General features: G+C 48.4%; 22 protein-coding genes and 1 tRNA gene. 14 read left to right on the top strand and 9 right to left on the bottom strand.

What is annotated here, in order from left to right; translation table 11 throughout:
• The first annotated feature begins 387 nt into the window (after window positions 1-387).
• From LZD49_RS23675 to LZD49_RS23640, 8 genes are all read left to right on the top strand, one after another.
• Window positions 388-954 carry an RNA polymerase sigma factor gene (locus tag LZD49_RS23675; RefSeq protein WP_234670159.1) on the top strand — a complete coding sequence of 189 codons (567 nt, stop codon included), beginning with the start codon at window positions 388-390 and terminating at the stop codon, window positions 952-954.
• 4 nt (window positions 955-958) lie between these two features.
• The gene (locus tag LZD49_RS23670) at window positions 959-1,669 is read left to right on the top strand and encodes a hypothetical protein (RefSeq protein ID WP_234670158.1); all 711 of its coding nucleotides are present in this window, start codon (window positions 959-961) and stop codon (window positions 1,667-1,669) included.
• Window positions 1,670-1,691: 22 nt separating this feature from the next.
• Window positions 1,692-2,261 (top strand): FHA domain-containing protein, encoded by a 570-nt coding sequence (locus LZD49_RS23665; RefSeq protein WP_234670157.1) that lies wholly within the window; start codon window positions 1,692-1,694, stop codon window positions 2,259-2,261.
• 87 nt (window positions 2,262-2,348) lie between these two features.
• Window positions 2,349-3,116: a hypothetical protein gene (locus LZD49_RS23660; protein WP_234670156.1), complete on the top strand. Its 768-nt coding sequence runs from the start codon at window positions 2,349-2,351 to the stop codon at window positions 3,114-3,116.
• 24 nt (window positions 3,117-3,140) lie between these two features.
• Complete coding sequence (locus tag LZD49_RS23655; protein WP_234670155.1) at window positions 3,141-3,716, top strand: FHA domain-containing protein; 576 nt, start codon at window positions 3,141-3,143, stop codon at window positions 3,714-3,716.
• A gap of 7 nt (window positions 3,717-3,723) precedes the next feature.
• Window positions 3,724-4,764 (top strand): PP2C family serine/threonine-protein phosphatase, encoded by a 1,041-nt coding sequence (locus LZD49_RS23650; protein ID WP_234670154.1) that lies wholly within the window; start codon window positions 3,724-3,726, stop codon window positions 4,762-4,764.
• A 53-nt stretch (window positions 4,765-4,817) separates the two neighbouring features.
• Window positions 4,818-6,761, top strand: a complete 1,944-nt coding sequence (locus LZD49_RS23645) for a serine/threonine-protein kinase (protein WP_234670153.1) — start codon at window positions 4,818-4,820, stop codon at window positions 6,759-6,761.
• Window positions 6,762-6,801: 40 nt separating this feature from the next.
• Window positions 6,802-7,683 (top strand): caspase family protein, encoded by an 882-nt coding sequence (locus tag LZD49_RS23640; protein ID WP_234670152.1) that lies wholly within the window; start codon window positions 6,802-6,804, stop codon window positions 7,681-7,683.
• 128 nt (window positions 7,684-7,811) lie between these two features.
• Here LZD49_RS23640 and LZD49_RS23635 read toward each other — a convergent pair whose 3' ends face one another.
• The 3 genes from LZD49_RS23635 to LZD49_RS23625 form a co-directional block, all read right to left on the bottom strand.
• Window positions 7,812-9,356 (bottom strand): hypothetical protein, encoded by a 1,545-nt coding sequence (locus LZD49_RS23635; protein WP_234670151.1) that lies wholly within the window; start codon window positions 9,354-9,356, stop codon window positions 7,812-7,814.
• The gene (locus LZD49_RS23630) at window positions 9,356-9,889 is read right to left on the bottom strand and encodes an RNA polymerase sigma factor (RefSeq protein ID WP_234670150.1); all 534 of its coding nucleotides are present in this window, start codon (window positions 9,887-9,889) and stop codon (window positions 9,356-9,358) included. Before LZD49_RS23630 ends, LZD49_RS23635 begins: the two co-directional genes overlap by 1 nt.
• A gap of 66 nt (window positions 9,890-9,955) precedes the next feature.
• Window positions 9,956-10,600 carry a hypothetical protein gene (locus tag LZD49_RS23625; RefSeq protein WP_234670149.1) on the bottom strand — a complete coding sequence of 215 codons (645 nt, stop codon included), beginning with the start codon at window positions 10,598-10,600 and terminating at the stop codon, window positions 9,956-9,958.
• Between the two features lie 195 nt (window positions 10,601-10,795).
• Between LZD49_RS23625 and LZD49_RS23620 the strand changes: the two genes are divergently transcribed.
• Window positions 10,796-11,971 (top strand): alpha/beta fold hydrolase, encoded by a 1,176-nt coding sequence (locus LZD49_RS23620; RefSeq protein ID WP_234670148.1) that lies wholly within the window; start codon window positions 10,796-10,798, stop codon window positions 11,969-11,971.
• Here the strand turns inward: LZD49_RS23620 and LZD49_RS23615 are convergent, their stop codons facing one another.
• From LZD49_RS23615 to LZD49_RS23600, 4 genes are all read right to left on the bottom strand, one after another.
• Window positions 11,972-12,388, bottom strand: coding sequence for a hypothetical protein (locus LZD49_RS23615; RefSeq protein ID WP_234670147.1), 417 nt, complete (start codon window positions 12,386-12,388; stop codon window positions 11,972-11,974).
• A 55-nt stretch (window positions 12,389-12,443) separates the two neighbouring features.
• Window positions 12,444-14,891 carry a TonB-dependent receptor gene (locus LZD49_RS23610; protein ID WP_234670146.1) on the bottom strand — a complete coding sequence of 816 codons (2,448 nt, stop codon included), beginning with the start codon at window positions 14,889-14,891 and terminating at the stop codon, window positions 12,444-12,446.
• Between the two features lie 91 nt (window positions 14,892-14,982).
• On the bottom strand, window positions 14,983-16,590 hold the full coding sequence (locus LZD49_RS23605; protein ID WP_234670145.1) for a M56 family metallopeptidase: 1,608 nt from the start codon (window positions 16,588-16,590) through the stop codon (window positions 14,983-14,985).
• A gap of 12 nt (window positions 16,591-16,602) precedes the next feature.
• Entirely contained in the window at window positions 16,603-16,986 is a 384-nt protein-coding gene (locus tag LZD49_RS23600) for a BlaI/MecI/CopY family transcriptional regulator (protein WP_234670144.1), read from the bottom strand.
• A 181-nt stretch (window positions 16,987-17,167) separates the two neighbouring features.
• On the opposite strand from LZD49_RS23600, the gene LZD49_RS23595 reads away from it, so the two are divergent.
• Window positions 17,168-17,395, top strand: a complete 228-nt coding sequence (locus tag LZD49_RS23595; protein ID WP_234670143.1) for a hypothetical protein — start codon at window positions 17,168-17,170, stop codon at window positions 17,393-17,395.
• Here LZD49_RS23595 and LZD49_RS23590 read toward each other — a convergent pair.
• Both LZD49_RS23590 and LZD49_RS23585 read right to left on the bottom strand, forming a co-directional pair.
• Window positions 17,392-17,790 (bottom strand): hypothetical protein, encoded by a 399-nt coding sequence (locus LZD49_RS23590; protein ID WP_234670142.1) that lies wholly within the window; start codon window positions 17,788-17,790, stop codon window positions 17,392-17,394. The two genes, LZD49_RS23595 and LZD49_RS23590, sit on opposite strands and share 4 nt — an antisense overlap.
• Before the next feature lie 277 nt (window positions 17,791-18,067).
• A tRNA-Ile gene (locus LZD49_RS23585) sits at window positions 18,068-18,141 on the bottom strand.
• Between the two features lie 107 nt (window positions 18,142-18,248).
• Here LZD49_RS23585 and LZD49_RS23580 point away from each other — a divergent pair.
• From LZD49_RS23580 to lpxA, 4 genes are all read left to right on the top strand, one after another.
• Window positions 18,249-19,484, top strand: coding sequence for an HD domain-containing protein (locus LZD49_RS23580; RefSeq protein ID WP_234670389.1), 1,236 nt, complete (start codon window positions 18,249-18,251; stop codon window positions 19,482-19,484).
• An 80-nt stretch (window positions 19,485-19,564) separates the two neighbouring features.
• On the top strand, window positions 19,565-20,605 hold the full coding sequence (gene lpxD, locus LZD49_RS23575; RefSeq protein WP_234670141.1) for a UDP-3-O-(3-hydroxymyristoyl)glucosamine N-acyltransferase: 1,041 nt from the start codon (window positions 19,565-19,567) through the stop codon (window positions 20,603-20,605).
• A 46-nt stretch (window positions 20,606-20,651) separates the two neighbouring features.
• Window positions 20,652-22,043 carry a bifunctional UDP-3-O-[3-hydroxymyristoyl] N-acetylglucosamine deacetylase/3-hydroxyacyl-ACP dehydratase gene (locus LZD49_RS23570; RefSeq protein ID WP_234670140.1) on the top strand — a complete coding sequence of 464 codons (1,392 nt, stop codon included), beginning with the start codon at window positions 20,652-20,654 and terminating at the stop codon, window positions 22,041-22,043.
• Complete coding sequence (lpxA, locus tag LZD49_RS23565; RefSeq protein WP_234670139.1) at window positions 22,040-22,852, top strand: acyl-ACP--UDP-N-acetylglucosamine O-acyltransferase; 813 nt, start codon at window positions 22,040-22,042, stop codon at window positions 22,850-22,852. The genes LZD49_RS23570 and lpxA overlap by 4 nt, the downstream gene beginning before the upstream one ends.
• Window positions 22,853-22,888: the final 36 nt, after the last annotated feature.

The raw sequence follows: 22,888 nt of genomic DNA, 5'->3' as shown, positions 1-22,888 counted from the left end.
AATGACTGAATGAGTGAATGAGTGAATGAGTGAATGAGTCAGGAGGTCAGTAATAGTTATGTATTGTTCAAATAAGCAATAAAACAGCTCGCAACGCCAGACAACACTTGACAGCCCCTTGCTATTCATCATTCCAAGGCGAACCATTCACTCATTCAGTCATTCACTCATTCAAAAATAGTTAGAACTAAGTATTGACCCTTACTTCAAAGACGGGCAAATTTACATAGCCTCGCACGAAGGACAATCCGATATAAACAGGTTACTTTTTGTAACCGATTTTGTATCAGATTGTCCTTTAATTATTTATAATCAATGTGTTATGGTTGTTTGACTAAAATAGTTTTAAATCAATAGTGACGTTTTCCTCTTCTTCACGACCTACCCATGATAACAGAAATCGGTTCTCCGGATTTTCCATTGATCCAGGCTATCAAAAGTGGCAATGAAAAGGCTCTTGGGCTTTTTTATAAGGATAACTATGGGAAAATCCTGCACCTGGTCCTGAAAAACAGCGGAAGCGACGACGACGCACGCGACGTGTACCAGGATTGCATGACGGAGGTGGTTTTACAGATCAGGCGTGGTCGGCTGGATCAATTGGGCAGCAGGCTTTCCACCTATTTGTATTCGGTTTGCTATTACAAATGGATCGACCGGTTACGGCAGAAAGGGAAAATGATGCAGGCGGGTTATGGCGACGATCTGGAAACGGCGGTGATCGAGGAGGACGACAGCTCACCTTACCTCCAGGCGCTTGAAAAAGTGCTCGGGCAGATCGGTGAAAAGTGCATGATGTTGCTGAAAGCCTTCTATTACGAAAAGCTGACGATGACCCAGATCGCTTCGAAGCTCGGTTTTGCGGACGAGAATTCTGCCAAAAGTCAGAAGAACAAGTGTATGGACAAAGCGCGGTTTCTGGGAAAAAATGTGCTGAAACAACATTACAGCTGACCAGATGGAAAACGAAGACAGAACCGAGCGCATCGACCGTTACCTCGAAAACACGCTCTCCCCCGCGAAAAAAATCGCATTTGAAAACGAAATGGCGGCCAACGCCGACTTCCGGCTGGAAGTGGAAGCGCAGGAAGCCGTGCGGAACCTCATCAGCAGCCAGGCGGAAAAAGAGAATCTCCGGCAGCTCTTCGCGACTTTTCATGCGGAAATGGAAGCGATGCCGACCGGCAAGGAAGAAAGTCAGGTTAATGAGTATTTGCAGAATAAGAAAGGCATACAGCGGCAGTTGCAATGGAGCAATTGGTCGTATATGGCTATCGCAGCGTCCGTGGCGATCCTGATCATCGGTGTGTGGACTGTTTGGAATAACACAAAACTCACGGGCGGATTGACGGGCAACAAATCGGAAATCCGTGTAGACGAACGCAATGAAGTTTTTCGCGTGCCCATGCTGAGCTGGAAAACGGAGGGGTTTAAACCGGTTTTGCAAGACCGGCGAATGATCGACGTGACGATCGTCCGAAGCAAGGAATACCACTCGCATTACCGTTTCACCGACATTCTTGAAATATACTCCGACAAGCTGACTGAAAAGCAGCAGAAGATCAGCATTGCGTATGATGTGGATTTGCAACAATACCGCCTCCACATCGGGAAAAGCAGTTACACCATCCGCAAAACGGAGCAGATTGCGCCTTTGAGGCAACCCTGAAAAATATAGACCCAATTCTACCATGAGTCCGCAGAAATTACGCATTGGCCGCAAGCCGGATAATGATATTGTGGTGGACCATCCGAGTGTGAGCGGTTACCATGCTCTGGTGACGCTCGGGCCTGATCGCTCCGGCATTCTGGAAGATAATGACTCTTCGAATGGCACTTTCGTGGACGGCGTTCGGATTCGCAAAACACAGCTTACTCCGCGCAGCAGCATTCTGCTGGGCAAAATGCCTTTTGAGGCCAGCAAGATTTTTCGCTTCGACAAACAGCCCGACGACTACGCATTTGAATTTGGTGAAATGCAGTACGTGTGGCAGAAATTAGAAGACGAGCGCGTTGCGATGATCAATATTCAGAAAAAGATCGATGTCATGCTCGCCATTCCGTATATCGGCCGGGTGATCATTCTGCTGATGAACAGGCATTACGGGCTCGAAAACCGGCGGGTGAAATGGAAGGAAGATATGCGCCGCCTGTGGGTGTGCCCGGCCTGCCAGCAGCCGCTCCGGGATTATGACTGGCTTACATGGAACGACTGCGAGCACCTCAAAAAATGCCCCAAATGCAAGGTGAGATGGTTTTAGAAAAATTTTGAAAAAAAATCGGTGACCTTCTCCGAGTGCCGCCGATAAAGGTTCAAATGATCTGAAAACTTCTAAAATCTAACGACCATGTCAGAGCAAACACAAATTATCGGCGAAGACAGCGAGCTGCTGCCCGAAGCACTGGTAACCCCTAAAAGAGCAAAAAGTAAGGCAGGTGGTGCTATCGCGGCGGGTGCCGCCGCGGGTGTAGGTGCCATTGCATACGACTCCTATGCTGGAGATGACACCAAAAAGGATGAAACAACACCGTCGGGCATTCCCTCGGCGGACACCGAAAACAAAACAGACAGCACCGCTACCGTACCTGCCGACTCGGAGGTGATTGAAAACAATCCTGCGCAAGACACCATTCCAGCCCACCAGCCAACGGCTGTTTTGATCCCCGATCACCTTAGCATCGTGAATGCGCCGGACAATATGAGTTTTGATGAAGCATTTGCCTGGTCACGCGAGGAGGCGGGGCCCGCACAGCTCTTCGAATGGAAAGGCGAATTGTACCACACCTGCCATGCCCATGAATACGCTGCACTCCCGACCGAAATGAAGGAGCTGTTCCAGGATATGTGGTTGGACAATGCATTCGGTTTTTCGGAACTGCCTGCGGAAGGTTATATGGTGAGCTACGATTACGATATGAGCCCGGCCGTTGAGTCGAGTGAGGTAGCGGCAGACACGACTACCACAGATTCTACTGCAACCGATGCTACCATTGTGGCTGAGCAGGACAGCGTGAGCATGGACACCGACGAATACGGCATCGTATACACGCAGGAGGATTATGATAATGATTTCGAAGGTGTGGACGAATGGGTTAACCCTGAGGACATTGCTTGATAGCCACATTCAACCGCTGAACTTATGATCGTCGTTTGTCCATCGTGCCAGGCCAGGTTGAGGGTGAATGAAAAGGCATTGTCGCCGCAGAACCCTGTGATTGCATGCGTCCGTTGCCATTCACCCGTTCGCATTGGGCTACCTGCGGCAGAACGCCAGGCTTCTGAGGAGGCCACATTGATATTCGAACCTGCGGAGGTAGGTTGGGTGATCGTCCATGATGAATATACCGAATCGCAGACCCTTCCCCTGAAACCCGGCTTGCAGATCGTGGGCCGGTTTTCGGAGAGCAAGCCCTGCGAAGTGATGATCCAGTCGCAGGACCGCTATATGAGTCGGCGGCATTTGGTGATCGAGGTGGTGAAGAGCAGGGAAGGGGTTTACAAATATTGGGTGTCCGAACATCCCGATTGTACCAATCCTACCTTCATCGATACCTATCCGCTCAAACGTGGGACGACAGTCGAACTCGTGGACGGCGTGATCATGCAATTGGGCAAAACCAAAGTGGCATTGAAAACCGCCGCCGCTGCCGGAACTGCCAGGAATGCCTCTGAAACCGTAGCGAGCAGCGATTTTGCTAAAACAGTATTATTCTGACAACCTTATGAAAGTTCAGATAAATCAGCCCGTCTCGGTATATGGACTCGGTAAACGGACCAATAATGAAGATAACCTTTTTCCCCCGCCGGGTGCAGCTTCCGTCAGTGACACACTGTTTATGGTATGCGATGGAGTAGGGGGTAGCGAGAAGGGTGAGGTGGCCAGCGAACTGGCGTGCCGGTCGGTTTCGGGCTACTACCAACGTCACCGCATTACGGTGAGCGACGATGCCTCGGTGTATAATGCCATTGCTTTCGCACAGGCCGAAATGGAACGGTATGGAAGGGATAATCCCGGATCGCAGGGAATGGCGACGACGCTTACGTTCCTGCATCTGCACGAGCGTGGGGCCACGGTGGCGCACATCGGCGACAGCCGCGTATACCATGTGCGTAACGGGAAAGTGCTATGGAGCACCCGCGACCACAGCTATGTGAACGACCTCGTTAAAGCCCGTGTGATCACCGAAGAGCAAGCCCGTACACACCCGCGTCGCAACGTGATTATGCGTGCGCTGCAAGGTGGCGATCCTGATACACAAGCTGATGTTCATCATATTGCCGACCTGGCTGGGGACGATTACTTCTTCCTTTGCTCCGACGGCATCCTCGAAAGCTTGGATGAAAACGCGCTGCTGGAAATCCTGTCGGCGCCTGCGTCGGACGATGCGAAAATGGAACAGGTGCGCAAGCTATGCGAGCAGTTTAGCAACGACAATTTTACGGCCTATCTCGTGCCCATTCATTCCGTGGAAATGCTTACGGTAGAATTGCTGCCTCCGGAAACATCTTCTAAAAAGAATGAAACGGAAAACGAATCGGCACAGAAGCCTTTGAACATGCGTGTGTGGGTAATATTTGCTGTGCTGATGTTTTCGTCGGGTTGGTATTTCTGGCACCACCGCAAGCCCGAACCGGTTCCTGTAAAACCTCAGCCTGCTCACGTAGCCGTTGCCAGGGATTCGGTCGTCGTATTGCAGCCGGTGAAGCCGGTCAAGCAAGGCAAGCAAAAACCGCATTTGAAAAAAGATAAAAAAATCCGGTGACCTCGCGACCATGCCTTCGATAAAGGGCAAAAGAACTTCAAATCCCTAGCATCATGACTTACGAAGAATTTTTGAAACGATACGAGTTCGATACCCAGGATCAGAAAGCGATGCTCGGCGCGGGTGGTTTCGGCTCAGTTTACAAGGCCTTCGATACGGTACAGAAACGTTTTGTGGCCATTAAAGTGGCCGAAGTGAAGCATGAGAAATTTAATTTGCTTTATGAAAAACAGATCGTCGACGAGCTCGACTCCCACGAGAATGTGGCGCGTTACGGCAACTGCTACCGGTTCCAGTTCATGCCTGTTCGATACGATTTTGCCGTCCTGACTTTTTATCAGGAAGGCAACCTGGCCGACGTTCTGAGGAAATACGCACTGACCATCCCGCAAAAATACCAGATCCTCGAAGGAGTGCTGAAAGGCGTGGGGCATTTGCATAAACACCACATCATCCACCGCGACATGAAGCCTCAAAACGTGCTCATGGAACGTCAGGGTGATCGCTGGGTGCCTAAGCTAACCGACTTTGGATTGAGCAAACTGACCGATACCAATACCCGTTCGGTGGAAAATTCATCAATCGGACTGTCGATCGCTTACGCCGCTCCGGAGCAGATCCAAAACCGCGAGATCCGGCATAATGTCGATTTGTGGGCCGTGGGGATCATCGCTTACCAGATGTTTATCGGCGACCTGCCATTCGACGCTTCCCGATCGATGAGCCAGGAAAGCTGGAACCTGGAAGTGAGCAAGCTGATCGTGAAAGCGAAAGTATCTGATAAAGTAAGTCAGATACCGGAGCCATTCAGGACCATTATCAAAAAATGCCTCGTGCCCGATAATGCGAAGCGTGTACAGCAGGCGGAGGAGTTGCTGGAAATACTTGGTAGCCCTCCTAGTCAATCGCAGGAAAAAGTGCCCGCGAATGATGAGAACACGATCCGGATCGATGAACCTTTTGCCAATACCCAAGAGCTCACCATCCGCGCCGATCATCTCGTTCAACTCGCAGAATCGAAAAAGGGTTTTGAAAAAGAACAAACATTGCGCGATGCCATCGGTTTGTATGAAGAAATCCTCCGCATCGATCCCGGGCATATGCACGCCCGGTTCCAGATCGGGCAATGCAATAGCAAGCTGAAACAGAAAACGTCTTTTAAAATACCAAGGTTACTCTCGAAAAAAGTAATGCTCGCAGCTGCGGCGGTGATGGTCGGAATGGGCTCGGTGTATTTTTTTTTATGGCGCTCTGCTGCCCGTAAAGAACTGGCTTGGGCAAAGTCTGCAAACAATTCGAACATCCTTCCTGCCGACTCTGCGAATACTTATCAGCAAATGTTCCAAATCCTTGACAAATATGCCGGTACGTTCGCGATGGACGACACTACGAACAACATCCTCGGAATTTTTTACCAGAATGGCCGGGGAGGAGCGCAGCAAAGCTTTGAAAAAGCAATGGAGTTCTACGAAAGAGGTGGTGACTTTGAATGGGCGAAATACAATATCGGCTATCTCCATTTCTGGGGAAAAGGGACGCTTAAAAATTTCGAAACTGCTGCGGAACATTTCAAAGAAGCTTACGACAAAAAACAGCTTGCTGGCGCAGCCGATTACCTGGGATACATTTATGAAGAGGGCGGCTACGGTGTTACCAAAGATTATAAAATTGCCAAAAGCTGGTTTGAAAAGGCGGTAGCGGGTGGTTCGAGCTACGGACAGTTTGAACTCGGGAAAATGTACCAGTTGGGGCGCGGGATGGCCGCTAACGAAGCGCGCGCCAAATATTACTACACATTAGCGGCCAATCAGGGTAATTCCAATGCCCAGCAAGCATTGAACAATATCAATCGCGGCCGCCCGAACAGCGCTCTGGCGCACGCATCGAGCCCCTATCAATATAACAACAAACCCAAACAGGCGCGGCAGAAAAACAATGCCGGTGCATTCTGGGAAAAAGTGGGTAACGAGCTTTTCAAACAGGCCGTACGGAGATAATAACTTAAACGGAATCGATCACTTTTTGACCTTTACTACAATGAAAAATATAACCAATATCCTCATTTTCGTTGCCGTAGCTGCCGGGGTTTTCTTCGGGTACAAATGGCTGAAAGGCGCGAAGTTTGTCGGAACCCAGGGTCACACCTACGCCGTGATTGTCGGGATCTCCGACTACCTCAATGGCTCCGATCCGCAAAGCGGCATCCAGGCCCAGCTCAACGACCTGCGGTACTGCGACGATGACGCACGCATTTTCTATGATTTCCTCAAAAGCCCCGCAGGAGGTTCGGTGCCTGCTGAAAATATTGCATTGCTAATAGACGGACAGGCCAGCAAGTCGCAGATCATCAGTCAGATGGAAGTATTTTTTGCTAAATCCGGCCCCGACGACCGCGTGATCTTCTATTTCGCAGGCCATGGTGCCAACGGTTTTTTTGCGACTTACGATATCGATATGCGCAACATGAATACCAGCCTGAGGCACAAGGATGTAAAAGAAGTGTTTAAAAAATGCCGCGCTAAAACCCGGCTGTGCTTTGCCGATGCATGTATGTCGGGAAGCATGAAGAACCGTGCGAGGGAAATGGAGGAGGCGAAGCCGGTCCCCGTGTCGGTGCGGTCATTTGAAGATGAAGAATCCGGCCTGGTGGTGCTGATGGCGGCGAGATCTTACCAGTATTCCAGCGAAAACGATAAAATTCAGCACGGCTATTTTACCAAATATCTGGTCGATGGCTTGCAGGGAGAGGCCGACAAGAATAAGGACGAACTGGTGACGATCAAAGAGGCATTTGACTATCTTTACCTGCATTTGGCATCGCTTCCTAAAAGTGGCCCCGAAGATAAAGGACAGATCCCGGTGATTTTCGGAAAATATGACCCGGAAATGCCGGTGGCGAGGTTGAAGGGGGCGGCGTGAGGCCGCGATGGCCGACGGCTGACCGCCGACCATGGACCGCCGACCATGGACCGCCGATTGCGGTGTGTGATAATGAAAGTAGGTCGCCAGAATGGCTTTATCGGGGCTGTTCTGACGACTTTTGGTTGTTAGCGGATGAGGAACCTTAGGAATAACTGGCCGTTGAATGTGTTTATTTTGATTGCCTTGTTCTGGGAGAGGTTTGATACCGGTAGGATTGCGTTGGCACCGATTTGTAGTTTTCCATTTAATGCAAAAGGTGGATGGAACAGTATCCCGGCGCGTATTGTCCACTGTTGCTGGCGGATATAGTTTCGGGTGGCTTCTCCGCCACTGGTACTGAGTAGCGAGCCTGGAATGAATACACCGAGACTGTTTTCCGATTCTTTTCGGAATAATGCACCTGAAAACCTGGCGTAGGAAAAACCGGTTGTGGCCGAAAACCAAGGTGTGATTTCATATTGATATTGCAATGTGAAATTCAGGCCCGCCGCTTTGATGAAGTTGGTATTGATGTAATATTTAACAATTGACGAATCAGGTGCCGATTGTATGGAATCCAGTTGCTGAACGAGTTGTTCATTCTTGCCAAAATAAGTGTGGGTAGGTGCGAATGAGAATGTCAATGCATGTCTGTTCCAGCTATTGGAAATAAAGAAACCGGGAATTGCCAGTCGGGCAGGGCGTTTGATGCTGTCGGCTCCGGTAAATAGAAATGGGCTTGCGTCGTTGGTAGCGGGCCATTGCATATTCCATTCAGGGCCAAAATGAATGCTTCGCAGAAAGGATTTTTGAACTTTGGCAGGTGATTGATGTGCCGGTGAAGGCTTTTTAATCATTCCATTCCAATTGAAGGGTCTATTATTAAAATGCCCCGGCCGCGGGTCCAGGTTCTTCACGAGATATTGAGGCGATGTGCTATGGCTGCCTGATGCGTGACCTGTCGGACCAGTTTCTGGAATGGATGCGCCATTCCTCAAAGTCGTTGGGGACACGGGCTTATAGTCGCTATTCAATAGCTCGCTGGACGAGTGTCCGGCAATTTGGTCGGACTTCCGGATCGACTTCGCTTGCTGTCTGCCATTTTTCGTCACTGTTGGACGATTAGATACGTGTTTTGCATTAAATGGGAGGTGGTTAGAAGACGATTTATTGGAATGAGAAAGGCTTTCACGCACTTTTCGAGGATTATGTGTTCCTGATCGGGAATTATGTACTCCTGATTTGGCATCGGGTACTCTAATCTCTTCTCCATTTGCGGGCACAGTTGTCTCCGCGCTTGCTATGGGTTTTTCCACTTCGTGCTTTTCCGGGGCGGCAGATGTTGCAGGTGTATTTTTCACGTCCTTATCGATTTCGTGTACAATGGCAGTCGAAGCAGGTGAAAGTGAAATGGACCGTGTTGGGGCTGATTGATTGTCCGAAGGCTCAACGAAAACGAAAAGGGTAACCAATACCGCCGATAGGAGCATGATGGGCAATGCAATGAGCAGGCCTTTGAAGCTGGTTGCTGAGCTCAGTAACTTTTGTACTCCACGAACGTCTGAATGTGCACCGGCCTCCGCACCATTCAATACCTCGTTCATATTGGCCCAGGCCTCATCGGCCGGTATTTCTGGATCGGGAAACGAGCCTTTGCGATATTGGTCGATATGGTTGTTTTTCCTTTTCATCAGAGAGGGTTTTCGAGGATTGTTTTTAGCCGGTTCCTGCTCTCATTCAAATGCCATTTGACGGTGCCTTCGCTGATCTCCACGGCTTGCGCTATTTCTTTTATCAAAAACCCATCCAGATAATACAGGCTACAAATCCTTCGGGTGGCAACGGGCAGTTGCATGAGGTATACGTGAATATCATTGCCTGAGAGTTGTTCAAAAGGGTTCTCTCGGGATACAAATCCCATCGTGTCGTTCAGTTCTACATAGTCGAATGTCTGTGTCTTTCGGTCGCGGAGCATGGTGAGCGCCGCATTACGGACGGTCGTATACATCCAGCTGAAAAATTCACCTTTCTCGGGATTGTATTGATGGATATTTGCAAACACTTTAAGCATACCATTGTTAATCGCCGTAAGGATATCATGCTTGTCGTCGAAGAAGTTTTTGCATAATGCAAACAGGACAGGGTAAAATTGGCGGTACAATTTTTCCTGCGCCTGGCGTTCCCCGCGACGGCATCCTTCCAATGTGCGGTTCAATGTATTCAACTGGCATTATTTTGCATGGCTGGCAAAATAACGCCAGCCATGCGATTGTGATATTATAAAGATCGTTTACAATGATTTTTTGGTAATAACGACACGGCTTTCATCGGGCCAGGTGAATTCATAGGTTGATACCCCTGTACGTTTGATAAAACCCTTGTATACCTTCTGATTTAACCGAATTTCGAGGCCGCCGCTGAATTTGGCAGGCATATCGGTAATAACCGCCGTCCCCAGTCCCTGGGACTCACTGCCCGGCGAGCAGTTGAAACCCTGGATGATGTTATCGAAATCAATCAGATAGGCGTTTTCTGCCGCTGTTAAATGCGTGACCAGAATGTTGTAGCCACATGGGTATTTCTTATCTGTGGCGCATTGAAATAACAGCCAATTTGCGGACGAATCGGGTTCTACAATGGGTGTTATTCGCACGATATCATCAGCAAGCATCGATTTCCCTTTGCTAGGGTCGTAATGGGAACTATCGGTTCCTGTGCTGTCATTGGTCCAGGTGCTGTCAATAATAATCGTGTCTTTCCCTATGCTATCCTTTACGATGCTATCTTTCCCTATGCTATCTTTTCCGACGCTATCCGCATTCGCCCGCGCCGCAATCGGTGCCGGCGCATCTTCGTTCAGTTTGCCCTTTTCACAAGCGACCAATTGCACAACCCATAACACAATGCACAATACCAGCCATTTTTCTCTTTTCATGACATTAAATGTTTAAAATTTAAATAATGGAAATCAGGAGGCCCCCTGTCAATAAAATAAACTACACGGGATGGCCGGGAGGTTGGGTGGCTATTGAAAAAATCTTTGGAAAGGCTGATTAGCATTTGCATTGTCAGTAAAAACGAGTCATCCGGGCGTTTTTGTTTTGAATTGAATAACCTGACTAACCGCCTCATGAGAAAGGGAATTATTTACTGTCTGCTGCTGCTTGCATCGTTTTCGGCAGCGCTTGCCCAGAATTACGATGAATCGAAAGTACCGCTTTATGTCCTGCCCGATGTTTTGAAGACAACCGGCGGAAAAGTGATCCGTAGTGGAGAAAAATGGGAAAAGTTGAGACGCCCGGAAGTGTTAAGGCTTTTCGAAGATAATATTTACGGCCGAATGCCGGTGGATTATGACAGCATCCGTTACATGCTCACACAAGACGACGTCCCCGAAATGGATGGGAAGGCGGTTTTGAAACAAGTGACAGTAACCGTTTTCAGGAACAAGCAATCGGTGCAGATCAATGTGGTGCTATTTGTACCCACGCAACCGCGCAAACCGGTGCCGGTATTTCTGTTGATCAATAACCGGGGCAAGGACAACACCGATCCTACACGGGTTAAAAAGAGCGAATTCTGGCCGGCTGAAATGGTGGTCGACAGCGGTTTTGCCATCGCGGCCTTCCACGTGAGCGATCTCGCCCCGGACGATAAGGAGACGTACATGACCGGTATTTTGGAAAAACTCTACCCTGAGCAACTGAACATGGATAATGGCATGAAAGCGATAGGCGCCTGGGCCTGGGGCGCAAGCCGGGTGATGGATTATTTCGAAACGGACAGGGATATCGACGCCAAAAAGGTCATTGTGGTAGGGCATTCAAGAGGTGGAAAGACCTCATTGTGGGCCGCCGCGCAGGATCAACGCTTTGCCGCTTGTGTCACCAACTGCTCGGGCAATACGGGTGCGGCGTTGGCGCGGAGGCAGTTTGGGGAGCGGATTAGTCGGATCAATACTACATTCCCACATTGGTTTAATAACAATTACAAACAGTTCAACGACAAAGAAAGCGCCCTGCCGGTTGATCAGCATATGCTCATAAGCCTTATTGCGCCGCGCCCTGTGTACGCGACCAATGCTTCCAAAGACCTCTGGGCCGATCCCACAGGCACTTTTCTGGCGATGAAGGCGGCTGAGCCGGTTTATGCATTATACAATATCAAGCCGGAGCTCCCCAAAGATCCTCCGGGCATTAACACGCCGGTAATTGGTTCGCATTTCGGTTACCACAACCGCGAAGGCGAGCATAACATGACCGCTTACGATTGGGGAAATTTTATCCGTTTTGCAAAGAAGTTCTGATTACTTGCGCAGGGCTTTCTTTTTCGTAAAGACAATAGGTGAATCGAGCGTCGCGCTGAACCGGGCCTCTTTATGGGGGATAATCATGGGATCGATGTAAATGAAGGAATTGAACGCGTATCTTACATAGCCTTCATTTTTGACCACCTCAAAGGGTTCTCTTTTAAACATTCGATAAAGACGGCCCTTCTTGTCCCTAAAGCCCCAAACAGCGTCTTTAGGGACTTTTGTTTTTACACCATTTTTGTATTTGATAACCATATACCTGCCAAATTTTTGAGGCCAGATGTTGCGTATGGAACTATCCGGTTGGGTGGTCTCTATGTCGGTGCTGCGATATAACAATGCGGCACGCTGTCCCAGGGCATTTCCAGCCACGAGCAGGGCGAATCCGAAAATGAGTTGAGATGCTTTCATGTTTCAGTTCATTGATTTACATAAAATTAACGGATTATAAGTGACTTGTCAATGCCTAATTCTTAACCCGCTGTTCCTCGGTGCCCGAGCCACCAACACTTCGTTTGCGCTTGCTGGAAGTGCCTTTGCTGAAATTATAGGTAAATGAAGCTACTACCGCTCGGGTGTCGGCGTCGTTGTTGTAAGATGCCCGTGCATTTGGGATGTTGAGAATCCGACCGTTGGGTTCCAGGGAGCTGAAAACGTCGCGAAGCGCAAGTTTGAAGATTCCTTTGTCCTTCATGACCTTTTTCTGGACAGCGGTATTGACGAGGAAAAGGTCGTTTTTATCAAATTGGGCGCTCTGGCTTCTGGTGATGTAAAAGCCGCTCAGTTCGGCGCTCCATCCGTTTTTGAACAAAAACTGGTTATTGGGGCTAATGTAGCCGTATGTCGAACCCGTGGTACGGTCGGGGTCGCCGGGCATGCCGCGGAAATTGTTCCGGATCAGTTCCGCGTAAAAGTTGCAAGTCCACCAGTTGCCCGCTTTGAGCTGCGCTGACAGGGTAATACCGCCCCAGATAAGTCTGCTGATATTTCCTGTCCGGCTGATGAAGACATTCCCGGATTGCTCGATTACCTCACCCTGCATATTTCGGACATAATTATACAGAAACGACAGGTTAAAGCGGTTTTTGTAGCTCAGTGAAACCTGGAATTTGTTGCCTAGCTCGGGTTTCAAATAGGGGTTTCCGGCGAAGTAGGAGAATTTATCCAACAAAAAAACAAAGGGATTGAGGTCCTGATAATAGGGGCGCCCGATTCTTCGTCCATAGGAAAAATTCAGACGGGTATTATTGGTGTCGAGTTTGTAGCTTACATAGAGCGTCGGGAACAGACTGGTATAATGCAATGTAAATGAAGAATCCGACTTAAATGCATTGCCCAGTTGATGTCCATGGACATTGGTATTTTCGGCGCGGAGCCCTGTTTGCAAGGAAAATCGGTTAAAATCCCTATTGAAATTTACATAACCTGCATTGATGTTCTCGGAATAACGGAAGCGATTGGTTTTATCATAATCTATGGAAATGATCTCTGCCTCGTGTAAAAAGTAATTGGCTGCATTGTCTGTCTTCACCAGACTTGTTTTAAAACCGCTTCCCAGCTTACCTTTTCGTAGCGGGTGCTCATAATCGGCTTTGGCGGAGTAAATGTTGATGGAGGAGGGCAGGTCTGTGGTGATCTTTTCCTGCCTACTAAAATTTTGATCGCCGTCGTAAAAATTGTTTAGGAAAGTCTGCCGTGCATGAATGCGATAATTGATGTAATCGGCATCGAACGTGAGCAACCGACCGGTACTGTCAAATTGATGGCTGAAATTGAGGTTAATACCGTTTTGCCGGAAGCGGTTCCTTTCGCTATTGTCGGCCTGGATCAGTGAGTCGATGCTACCAGCCGCATTCCGCACAATGCTCGCGACAGGGCGTTGCTCTCGCGAATGCGTATACGCGCCGGTATAGACCAGTCCCCAGGTTGTCTTTTCATTCGCATAGAAATCGACACCGGTTTTCAGGTTGACAGTCCTGCTTTTGGGATAAAAATAGGTGGTTTGATCAAATGAGGAACGCAATGCCCCGGTTTCATCGTAGTATCGCCGCTGGACATCGAGTTGTCGCCACTGGTCTACGCTGTTGAAACTGGCATTGGCAAACAGGTTGAAACGGTTGTTGCGATAATTAACATTGGTACTCTCATTATGCCGCCAATACCGCGACCGCGCCGGACTGAGGGTGATGCTCCCATTGAGGCCGTGAACTTTGTTTTTACGCATCCTGATATGGATGATCCCCGCGCTCCCGGCTGCATCGTAACGCGCCGGCGGGTTCGTGATGAGTTCGATCTTTTCGACAGAATTGGCCGGTAATGAGCGCAGATATGCGGCCAGCGCCGTTGCGACCAGGTAAGTAGGTCGGTTGTCGATCATCACTAAAACGCCCGGTTGTCCTTTCAAACTGATATTTCCGCTCTGATCTACCATCACACCTGGCGATTTTTCCAATACTTCGAGTACGTTGGCGCCTGCATTGGAAATGAGTGCATCGACGTTTACGATCGTCCGGTCGATCTCATACTCTACAAAATTCTTTTGTCCGGTCACCTTTACTTCATTGAGCTTGATGTTGGATGCTGATAAAGTGATGATTCCCAGGTCAGTGCCGACGTTGTGTCCTGCGATTTCAAATTTTTGACTATTAAAACTGATATATCCCAGCATTGTGACGGATGCGAAATAACTTCTGTTGTTGAGATTGGGAATGCTGAACGTACCGTCCCGACCAACTAATGCGGTTTTTACAAGACTGGAATCCGTCGCCGAGAGTACCGATACAACTGCGCCTTCCAGCGGGTTACCATCCTTCGTAACAACTTTTCCTTTCAATTGAGCATGGGCATTTCCAAACGCTGCCAGCAAGGCAACAGCGAGCCATAGGGTGAATTTCACCCGATCAATGGTTTTCATGATGGACTATTAAGGTTATTTATTTTCGTGACTAGCGGGCGTAGCTTTCCCGCCCTACTGCTGTAAGTTTTTTAAAATTATTGAGGATCAATTACTTGTGACTTCCGTATGTAAAATTGATGATGTCGCCGGGGCCACTCAGGACGGCGCTCAATATGCCCTGATGAATAGTCTCAGGTTGTTTGATTCCGTTGATAATGAGCTCTGTATTAGTGATTTTAAATGTGATGTCAGTTCTGGAAATGACTACTCCCTGCAATTCAATTTCAGCAAGGATCTTCTCGCTAATGGAAAGCGATTTTGTGGAAAGCGGCTTGTCCTCGAACAATGGCTGATAGGTTTGCAGCGGTTGCATTTCATAGGTCTGAACGTATGGCTGCCTCAAGACAGGTGCCACTCTTCCCTTACCAGATGAATCCGACAGTGTCAATGATGCGGGCTCATAAATCGGCGACAACGTATTTCGCAAGGGCCGTAATGTGTCGTGAATTGAGAGGTTTGCAGGGTTAGGGGTATTTTTAGTATTTTGATTAACTAGGTTATTGGCAGCTTTTTGTGTGCTGTTTTTGTCTGTCGTTACTTTTACTCCTGAAGTGTTTTTTAAAGGCACCTGTTGCGACGTAACTTTTTCGAAACGATGGACAGGCGTGTCAATTTTCTGCGGCTCGTGTGATTGCGCATACAGAATGGAAAATGTAAAAAATGCGAGCATAGTGAATGCCAATACGGTTTTTTCGACTGTACCCAATGTCGAATTCGAGCGCGATGCGATTCTTTTTGCCCGTTGTATCAGACCACTTTTTCCTGTGAACGCTAATTCATATACGCCGTTAGAAAGCTGGTATTCCCGGAAAGACAGGAGCGCATTGATATAAACCGCCTGATTGCCGGAGTACCTGAGTGCCATGTCGTCGCAGCAATGCTCCCGCTCTTCCCGGATAAGTCTGGAAATCCAGAGAATGCCCGGATTAAAGAAAAAAAGCAGCTCGGTAATCCGTTGTATGAAATTAACAAAGAAGTCGAGGCGGCGGATGTGTGCCAACTCGTGCAGCAGCACCATTTCGATCTGGTCGGCCGGAATGGAGGTAATGGCCCCCAGCGGAACAAGGATAACCGGTTTGAAATGCCCCAGTACCATAGGCACCTGCGCCAGACCGGACTGTAGTATGCGGACAGGCCGCATGATTCCCATAGCGGCTGCAAACTTTCCGACACGTTGCTCCCAATGCCGTCCGATGCTGTAAATCTGTTGGGTTTTGAGTTGATATAAGCGATAAAAACCCAACACAAGGCCAGCACTCCTGGCGATTACTACTATAAGCCATAGCAGTGTGATGAGATGGATATTTGTCGCCAGGAACTCTCTAACGATCGCAATGGAACCGGGTTGCCGTAGCTGAGCTTGTGGAGAGGTTGTGATCGTTGCTGATTGGTAAGAAGATGCCTCGCCAAGTAGCTTGGCGCTGGAAGAGAAGGCTTCTCCCGATCGCAGGAATGCAATGGTGGTGGCAGCAAGGAACATTAGCATAAGGCCGGTAAGCAAGTTGTACCGTACTTCCGGTCTGCTACGGCGGGTCAGTATAATGACCATTGCGGCAAGGGTAGCGACAACTGCGCCGATCCAAAGCGAATGACCAAGTGCAATACCGATCCTTTGAATGAGCGCGCTGACGTTTTCTGAATTAAGATAGCTGTTCATGGCTGACACGGTTTAAGAATTCTTTCTTTCCAATTGATCCAAAACTGCGCGGATCTCATCCAGTTCGGCCTTGGAAGCCTTCTTATTATCTAGCAACTGCATTACCAGATTGCTGGCCGAGCCGCCATAAATATGATCTACAAAACGGTCGAGCAGCAGGCTTTTGGTTTTTTTCTCCTCTTCGATGGCCTCGTAAATGTGTTTCATGCTGCTTTCATCCCGACGGAGCAGCCCTTTTTCCGCCATCAGCTGCATCTGTTTAAGGGTAGTCGTATAATTTACTTCCTTAAAAGCATTGAGCTGGTCGTGCACGAAGCGGACAGTCGAAGGGCCGTGCTTCCAGAGTATTGTCAGGATATCCAACTCCGCTTTGGTCGGTTCGTTTTTCTCATTCATGGCAAGGGAAATTCAGTACATTACAAAGGTACGATTAAAATCGTACGATGCAAATGGTAGTTAAGAAAATACTGGTGATCATCATTTTAATCCTGCCAAATGTCGATCAGGCATAAAATTTGAGCGTTTTGGAAGTAAATAAAGAGGGGATTAACTTCTTTTATACATAAAAAGCAAAGTGATGAAAGACAAAAAGCTTCCAGAAGATCAGTCGCTGGTACTGTTTACAGATCTAAACGGAATACCCCGGGAGGGGATTTACAAAAAGGCCTCAAAGGCATTTATTGAAGCCATCGGCGACGAGGGGCCGGAAGACACAGGGAATATTTATCCCGAAGAAGATATCGTTACCTGGGAATATCTTGAAAAAAAGGACCGGCCCAATCCGGACATTATGGTGATTCTCTAATTGGCTGGCAAGGGAATTTCACCTGTTGTTGCCGACGGTTTGGATTGTATGGACGATTTTCGGACGATCATCACATTACGGTGATCGGCAGGATCGATATCTACGGTGATCACTTTGCCGGTCATTAGTTCGCGGTATTCGGGATAGGAAGCATCGTGATCAAATTCAACGACGACCGGTTTTTCTCCCAGAAGCTGCACCCTCAATCTTAGATTTTCGGTGCTGAATATGGAAGGCTTGATAGGCTGCGTGTCGAGTATCAGTGCCTCATATTCACGGCCATCCCTCAATACTTTTTTCAATTTTCTGCTTTCATGGGCCCGAAGCCATTTGCCGCCGCTGATCAGCGTCACCGTGGCAAAAGCCAATGCAGCGATAGTGTAGAGTGTGAGCATTTCCATAGTGGATAATCGTGTAAAGGAAATGCGAAATTGCAGCGCTGGCAGCAAAGTGGCAAGAAACAGTTACTGAACGGGTGCCGTATGTTTGCGATCTCGGACCTTTAACATCACACAACCCCTTAATCCATCTAGAATTCGGGATGATGTTTTGGGGCAATTTTGTCGCGATGTTTTTGTTCGCATCCTATTAATCTGGGCCAAATAAGCGATCTATGTTTGCAAACAAAAAAGCACTTACAAGATATTCTCTCGTAAGTGCTTGATTTTCAAGTGGGCCCACCTGGAATCGAACCAGGCACCTACTGATTATGAGTCAGTTGCTCTAACCGAATGAGCTATAGGCCCATTTCTTTGGAGTGCAAAATTAGCGAATCGCTTCAATTCTCCAAACGAATACAACAAGATTAGCTTCTTTTGTCCGTTGCTTGTTTATTACTTTTGCCAAAAAATCGATTTTGAATAAAAGGAAAATCATTAACGACCCGGTTTACGGATTCATTTCCATCGCATCGGATCTGCTCTACGATCTGGTCGACCATCCTTACTTTCAGCGTCTCCGCCGCATTCGGCAATTAGGCCTCGCCGATATCGTTTATCCCGGTGCCCTGCATACCCGTTTCCATCATGCCCTCGGTGCCATGCATCTGATGAGTCAGGCATTGCGTGTATTGCAGGAAAAAGGGCATATGATCTGGGAATTGGAGGTGGAGGCTGCACAGGCGGCGATTTTGTTGCATGATCTCGGTCACGGTCCTTTTTCACACGTGTTGGAAAGTGTGGTCATTCCCGACGTTCCGCACGAGGCGATTACGCTGGCAATGATGAAGGATTTGAACCGGCAGATGAACGGCAGGCTTGATATAGCTATCCAGATGTTCGAAGGCACTTATCCGAGAAAGTTTTTCCATCAGATGATCTCAAGTCAGCTCGATATGGACCGGATGGATTACCTGAACCGCGATAGTTTTTACACGGGTGTCGTCGAAGGATCCATCGGTGCCGACCGGCTGATCAAGATGCTGGATATCGGTCACGATCAACTGGTGGTGGAGGAAAAAGGTTTGCTAAGCATCGAGAATTTTCTGCATGCGCGCAGGCTCATGTACTGGCAGGTGTACCTGCACAAGACGCTCCTGAGCGCCCAGGCTATGCTAACGCAGATCATGCACCGCGCCCGCGAACTGGCGGCGGCAGGAGATCAGCTTTTCGCAACGCCCGATTTTGCTCGCTTCCTGTATCATCGGGTTGCACTCTCGGATTTTTATGGTGAACCCGATTTGCTCGAAGCATTCAACGGATTGGATGATAATGACGTATGGGCATCAGTGAAAGGATGGAAAACCCATCGTGACCCCGTATTGTCAACCCTGTGTGAGATGCTTCTCAACCGAAATCTATTCAAAATCAGCTTTTTCAGTGAACCACCGGGAGAGGACGTACTGACGCCGATCAGGGCACAGCTGATGGCAGCAGGGGTGTCTGAAGATGACCTGGATTATTTCCTGATCACCGGCGAAACCACCAACTGGGCCTACGCGAAAGAGCAGGATCCGATCCGGGTAAAAATGAAAAGCGGAAATTTACTCGACATTGCCGACGCATCTGATCTCCCAACCATCGAAGCCCTGACTAAGATTGTACGCAAGTACTATGTATGTTGGGGTAAAAATGTATCTTTGCGTGGTTAATCAGGACGCTAAAAAGAAAGCTGAATTAATAAAATACACGACGTACTCGAATACTATTACCTGAAATTAGCCGATAAAATATGAAATTTACTGTCAGCGAGATTGCTCAAATGCTGAATGGAACTGTTGCTGGAAATGATCAGATTACGATCAATTCGGCTGCAAAAATTGAAGAGGGCCTGCCAGGTTGTATTTCTTTTCTGGCCAACAGCAAATATGAGCAATATATTTACTCCACACAGTCTTCGGCAGTAATTGTCAGTAAAGATTTTGTCCCTAAAAAAGAGGTCTCCGCGACGTTAATCTACGTCGACAATGCCTATACTGCCTTCACGATCCTGCTGGAAGAATATCAGAAACGTCTCTCCGATAGCAAGTCAGGCGTAGAACAACCCAGTTTTATCGGGGAAAACAGCGAGACAGGTGAGAACTGCTACCGCGGCGCCTTTTCCTACATCGGCAAAAATTGTGTCATCGGAAAAGGGGTTAAGATCTATCCGCATGCCTATCTGGGCGATGGCGTTGAAGTAGGCGACTATTCGGTAATCCACCCCGGTGTGAGGATCTATGACAATACCTTGATCGGGAAGAATTGCACGATTTTTGCCAACACAGTGATCGGCAGCGATGGCTTCGGCTTTGCACCGCAGCCCGATGGAAGCTATAAAACGATTCCGCAGCTTGGAAATGTGATCATTGAAGATAATGTAAGTATCGGTTCCAATGCAACAATCGATTGCGCAACGATGGGCTCCACGATAATCCGCCAGGGCGCAAAAATTGATAATCTGGTTCAGATCGCACATAATGTAGAGATTGGAAAAAATACCGTAATTGCGGCCCAGTCGGGAGTTTCCGGTTCCACCACTGTCGGCGAGCAATGCATAATCGCGGGTCAGGTGGGAATAGTAGGCCACATTACGATAGCAAATAATACGAAAATCGGTGCACAAAGTGGTCTGGGCAAATCCATTAAGAAGGAAGGCCTGTCGCTGTCGGGCTCTCCGGCCAGGGACCTGAACGAACATTTACGGTCCATGGCATTGGTGCGAAGGCTACCTGAGCTGGAAGAACGGCTGAAAGACCTGGAACGCAAGCAGGAAACCTCCGATTTTCAGTGAAGTGATCCCGCCGAACGCGCCTTATTTAGAAAAGGAAATAAATATAATGAACGAAAAACAACAAACCATTTCCAGGTCTGTATCCGTAACAGGAGTGGGTTTACATACCGGTGTTGTGGCTACAATGACATTTGTGCCCGCACCAGCCAACCACGGATATAAGTTCCAACGTATTGATTTACCGGACCAGCCGATCGTCGATGCAGATGTCGATAATGTTGTGGACCTTTCACGTGGTACAACCATCGAGCAGAACGGGGCCAGGGTTCATACTGTTGAACACACATTGGCAGCGCTTGTAGGCTTGCAGATCGACAACGTCCTCATTCAGCTCGACGGCCCGGAACCTCCGATCATGGACGGCAGCTCGATCAAATTCGTAGATGCATTGCTGGACGCGGGTATCGAAGAGCAAAATGCTTACCGCAATTATTTCGAAGTTCCGGAATACGTACATTATAAAAATAAAGAGAAGGATACCGAACTGGTAGCCCTTCCGCTCTCGGATTATCGTCTGACAGTGATGGTAGACTACAATTCAACCGTCATCAGCAGCCAGCACGCTTCTCTGAATGATATTACGCTTTTTAAAGACGATATCGCAGCCTGCCGCACGTTCGTGTTTTTGCATGAGCTCGAAGCACTTTACAAGCAAAACCTGATTAAAGGCGGTGACCTCACGAACGCGATTGTGATAGTGGACCGTGAAGTCCGGGATGGCGAACTCGATCATCTGTCGCAGTTGCTCAACAAACCGAAGGTGAGTGTCGACAAAACAAAGGGTATCCTCAACAATGTAGACCTGCATTATTCCAATGAAATGGCGCGGCACAAGCTGCTCGATCTCATCGGTGACCTTGCATTGGTTGGACGACCTATTAAAGCACAAATTCTTGCCGCCCGCCCGGGGCATGCGGCCAACGTAGCATTAGCGAAAAAGATCAAAAAGCTGATCAAATCGGGCAAAGGCGATATTCCGCAATACGATCCTAACAAGGCCCCGGTCTTCGATATCAGCCAGATCGGCCAGTTGCTGGCGCACCGTTATCCTTTCCAGATGATCGACAAGATCATCGCATTGGACGAGAACAGCGTCGTAGGCGTAAAAAATGTAACGATCAACGAACAATTTTTTCTGGGGCACTTTCCGGGTAACCCTGTAATGCCTGGCGTCTTGCAACTGGAAGCGATGGCTCAAACGGGCGGTATCCTCGTCTTGTCTAGTGTTCCCGATCCGGATAATTACTGGCCGTACCTAATCGGTATCGATGCCTGCCGTTTCCGGCGCAATGTTTTTCCCGGTGACACAGTTATTTTTAAATGTGAATTCACGTCTCCCATGAAGAGGGGGATCGTTAAAATGAGTGGCCGGGGGTATGTAGCCGGACAACTGGTATGTGAAGCGGATATGATAGCAAGCCTGGTAAAGAAAAAATGACTCAATCATTAGCATATATCCATCCTAGCGCCAAGATCGCTCAGAATGTAGAAATTGAACCTTTCGCGATGATCCATGGAGACGTCGAGATAGGGGAAGGATCGTGGATCGGCTCACACGCTGTAATCAATTCAGGAGCGCGGATTGGCAAAAACTGTAAAATCTTTCCAGGTGCCGTCGTTTCGGCCACGCCCCAGGATTTGAAATACAATAATGAATACACACTGACGATCGTCGGCGACAATACGACTATCCGTGAATATGCAACGATCAGCCGAGGCACCGAAGAGCACTGGAAAACGGTGGTTGGTTCCGACTGTCTGATCATGGCTTATGCACACGTAGCGCATGATTGCCGCGTTGGAAGCAACTGCATTATCGGTAACAATGTGCAGATGGCAGGCCACGTCCATGTGGGCGACTGGGCCATTGTCAGCGCGTTGAGCGCCGTGCATCAGTTTGTAAAAATCGGTATCCATGCATTCGTTTCAGGTGCATCCCTGGTGCGGAAAGATGTTCCTCCATTCACCAAAGCAGCCCGCGAGCCTATTTCCTATGTAGGGATTAATTCGGTTGGCTTGCGGAGAAGGGGGTACAGCAATGAGAAGATCGTCGATATACAGAACATCTACCGTTACATCTATATGAAGGGCCTTAACAATGCCGAAGCACTTCAAAAAATAGAGCTGGAAATGCCGCCATCCAACGAGCGCGACGAAATTATCAACTTCATTCGCAACTCGGAAAGAGGGATTATGAAAAGTCCTTTCCAAACAAGCGGAACCAGCGAATCGGAAGCGCAATCCTGATATATTTAATATCAATAAAAATGCCCCCCAAAGTCA

Origin of the sequence: Dyadobacter sp. CY261 (assembly GCF_021440085.1) — a bacterium.
Classification (GTDB): domain Bacteria; phylum Bacteroidota; class Bacteroidia; order Cytophagales; family Spirosomataceae; genus Dyadobacter.
This window is presented reverse-complemented; position numbering and strand designations above follow the sequence as displayed.

What these genes read in the sequence shown, in the direction of transcription:
- LZD49_RS23605 (WP_234670145.1), bottom strand. Translation starts at nt 16,590, where the DNA reads ATGAACAGCTATCTTAATTCAGAAAACGTCAGCGCGCTCATTCAAAGG.
- LZD49_RS23640 (WP_234670152.1), top strand. Translation starts at nt 6,802, where the DNA reads ATGAAAAATATAACCAATATCCTCATTTTCGTTGCCGTAGCTGCCGGG.
- LZD49_RS23635 (WP_234670151.1), bottom strand. Translation starts at nt 9,356, where the DNA reads ATGAAAAGGAAAAACAACCATATCGACCAATATCGCAAAGGCTCGTTT.
- LZD49_RS23650 (WP_234670154.1), top strand. Translation starts at nt 3,724, where the DNA reads ATGAAAGTTCAGATAAATCAGCCCGTCTCGGTATATGGACTCGGTAAA.
- lpxA (WP_234670139.1), top strand. Translation starts at nt 22,040, where the DNA reads ATGACTCAATCATTAGCATATATCCATCCTAGCGCCAAGATCGCTCAG.
- LZD49_RS23625 (WP_234670149.1), bottom strand. Translation starts at nt 10,600, where the DNA reads ATGAAAAGAGAAAAATGGCTGGTATTGTGCATTGTGTTATGGGTTGTG.
- LZD49_RS23620 (WP_234670148.1), top strand. Translation starts at nt 10,796, where the DNA reads ATGAGAAAGGGAATTATTTACTGTCTGCTGCTGCTTGCATCGTTTTCG.
- LZD49_RS23570 (WP_234670140.1), top strand. Translation starts at nt 20,652, where the DNA reads ATGAACGAAAAACAACAAACCATTTCCAGGTCTGTATCCGTAACAGGA.
- LZD49_RS23645 (WP_234670153.1), top strand. Translation starts at nt 4,818, where the DNA reads ATGACTTACGAAGAATTTTTGAAACGATACGAGTTCGATACCCAGGAT.
- LZD49_RS23600 (WP_234670144.1), bottom strand. Translation starts at nt 16,986, where the DNA reads ATGAATGAGAAAAACGAACCGACCAAAGCGGAGTTGGATATCCTGACA.
- LZD49_RS23660 (WP_234670156.1), top strand. Translation starts at nt 2,349, where the DNA reads ATGTCAGAGCAAACACAAATTATCGGCGAAGACAGCGAGCTGCTGCCC.
- LZD49_RS23665 (WP_234670157.1), top strand. Translation starts at nt 1,692, where the DNA reads ATGAGTCCGCAGAAATTACGCATTGGCCGCAAGCCGGATAATGATATT.
- LZD49_RS23655 (WP_234670155.1), top strand. Translation starts at nt 3,141, where the DNA reads ATGATCGTCGTTTGTCCATCGTGCCAGGCCAGGTTGAGGGTGAATGAA.
- LZD49_RS23615 (WP_234670147.1), bottom strand. Translation starts at nt 12,388, where the DNA reads ATGAAAGCATCTCAACTCATTTTCGGATTCGCCCTGCTCGTGGCTGGA.
- LZD49_RS23595 (WP_234670143.1), top strand. Translation starts at nt 17,168, where the DNA reads ATGAAAGACAAAAAGCTTCCAGAAGATCAGTCGCTGGTACTGTTTACA.
- lpxD (WP_234670141.1), top strand. Translation starts at nt 19,565, where the DNA reads ATGAAATTTACTGTCAGCGAGATTGCTCAAATGCTGAATGGAACTGTT.
- LZD49_RS23610 (WP_234670146.1), bottom strand. Translation starts at nt 14,891, where the DNA reads ATGAAAACCATTGATCGGGTGAAATTCACCCTATGGCTCGCTGTTGCC.
- LZD49_RS23670 (WP_234670158.1), top strand. Translation starts at nt 959, where the DNA reads ATGGAAAACGAAGACAGAACCGAGCGCATCGACCGTTACCTCGAAAAC.
- LZD49_RS23590 (WP_234670142.1), bottom strand. Translation starts at nt 17,790, where the DNA reads ATGCTCACACTCTACACTATCGCTGCATTGGCTTTTGCCACGGTGACG.
- LZD49_RS23675 (WP_234670159.1), top strand. Translation starts at nt 388, where the DNA reads ATGATAACAGAAATCGGTTCTCCGGATTTTCCATTGATCCAGGCTATC.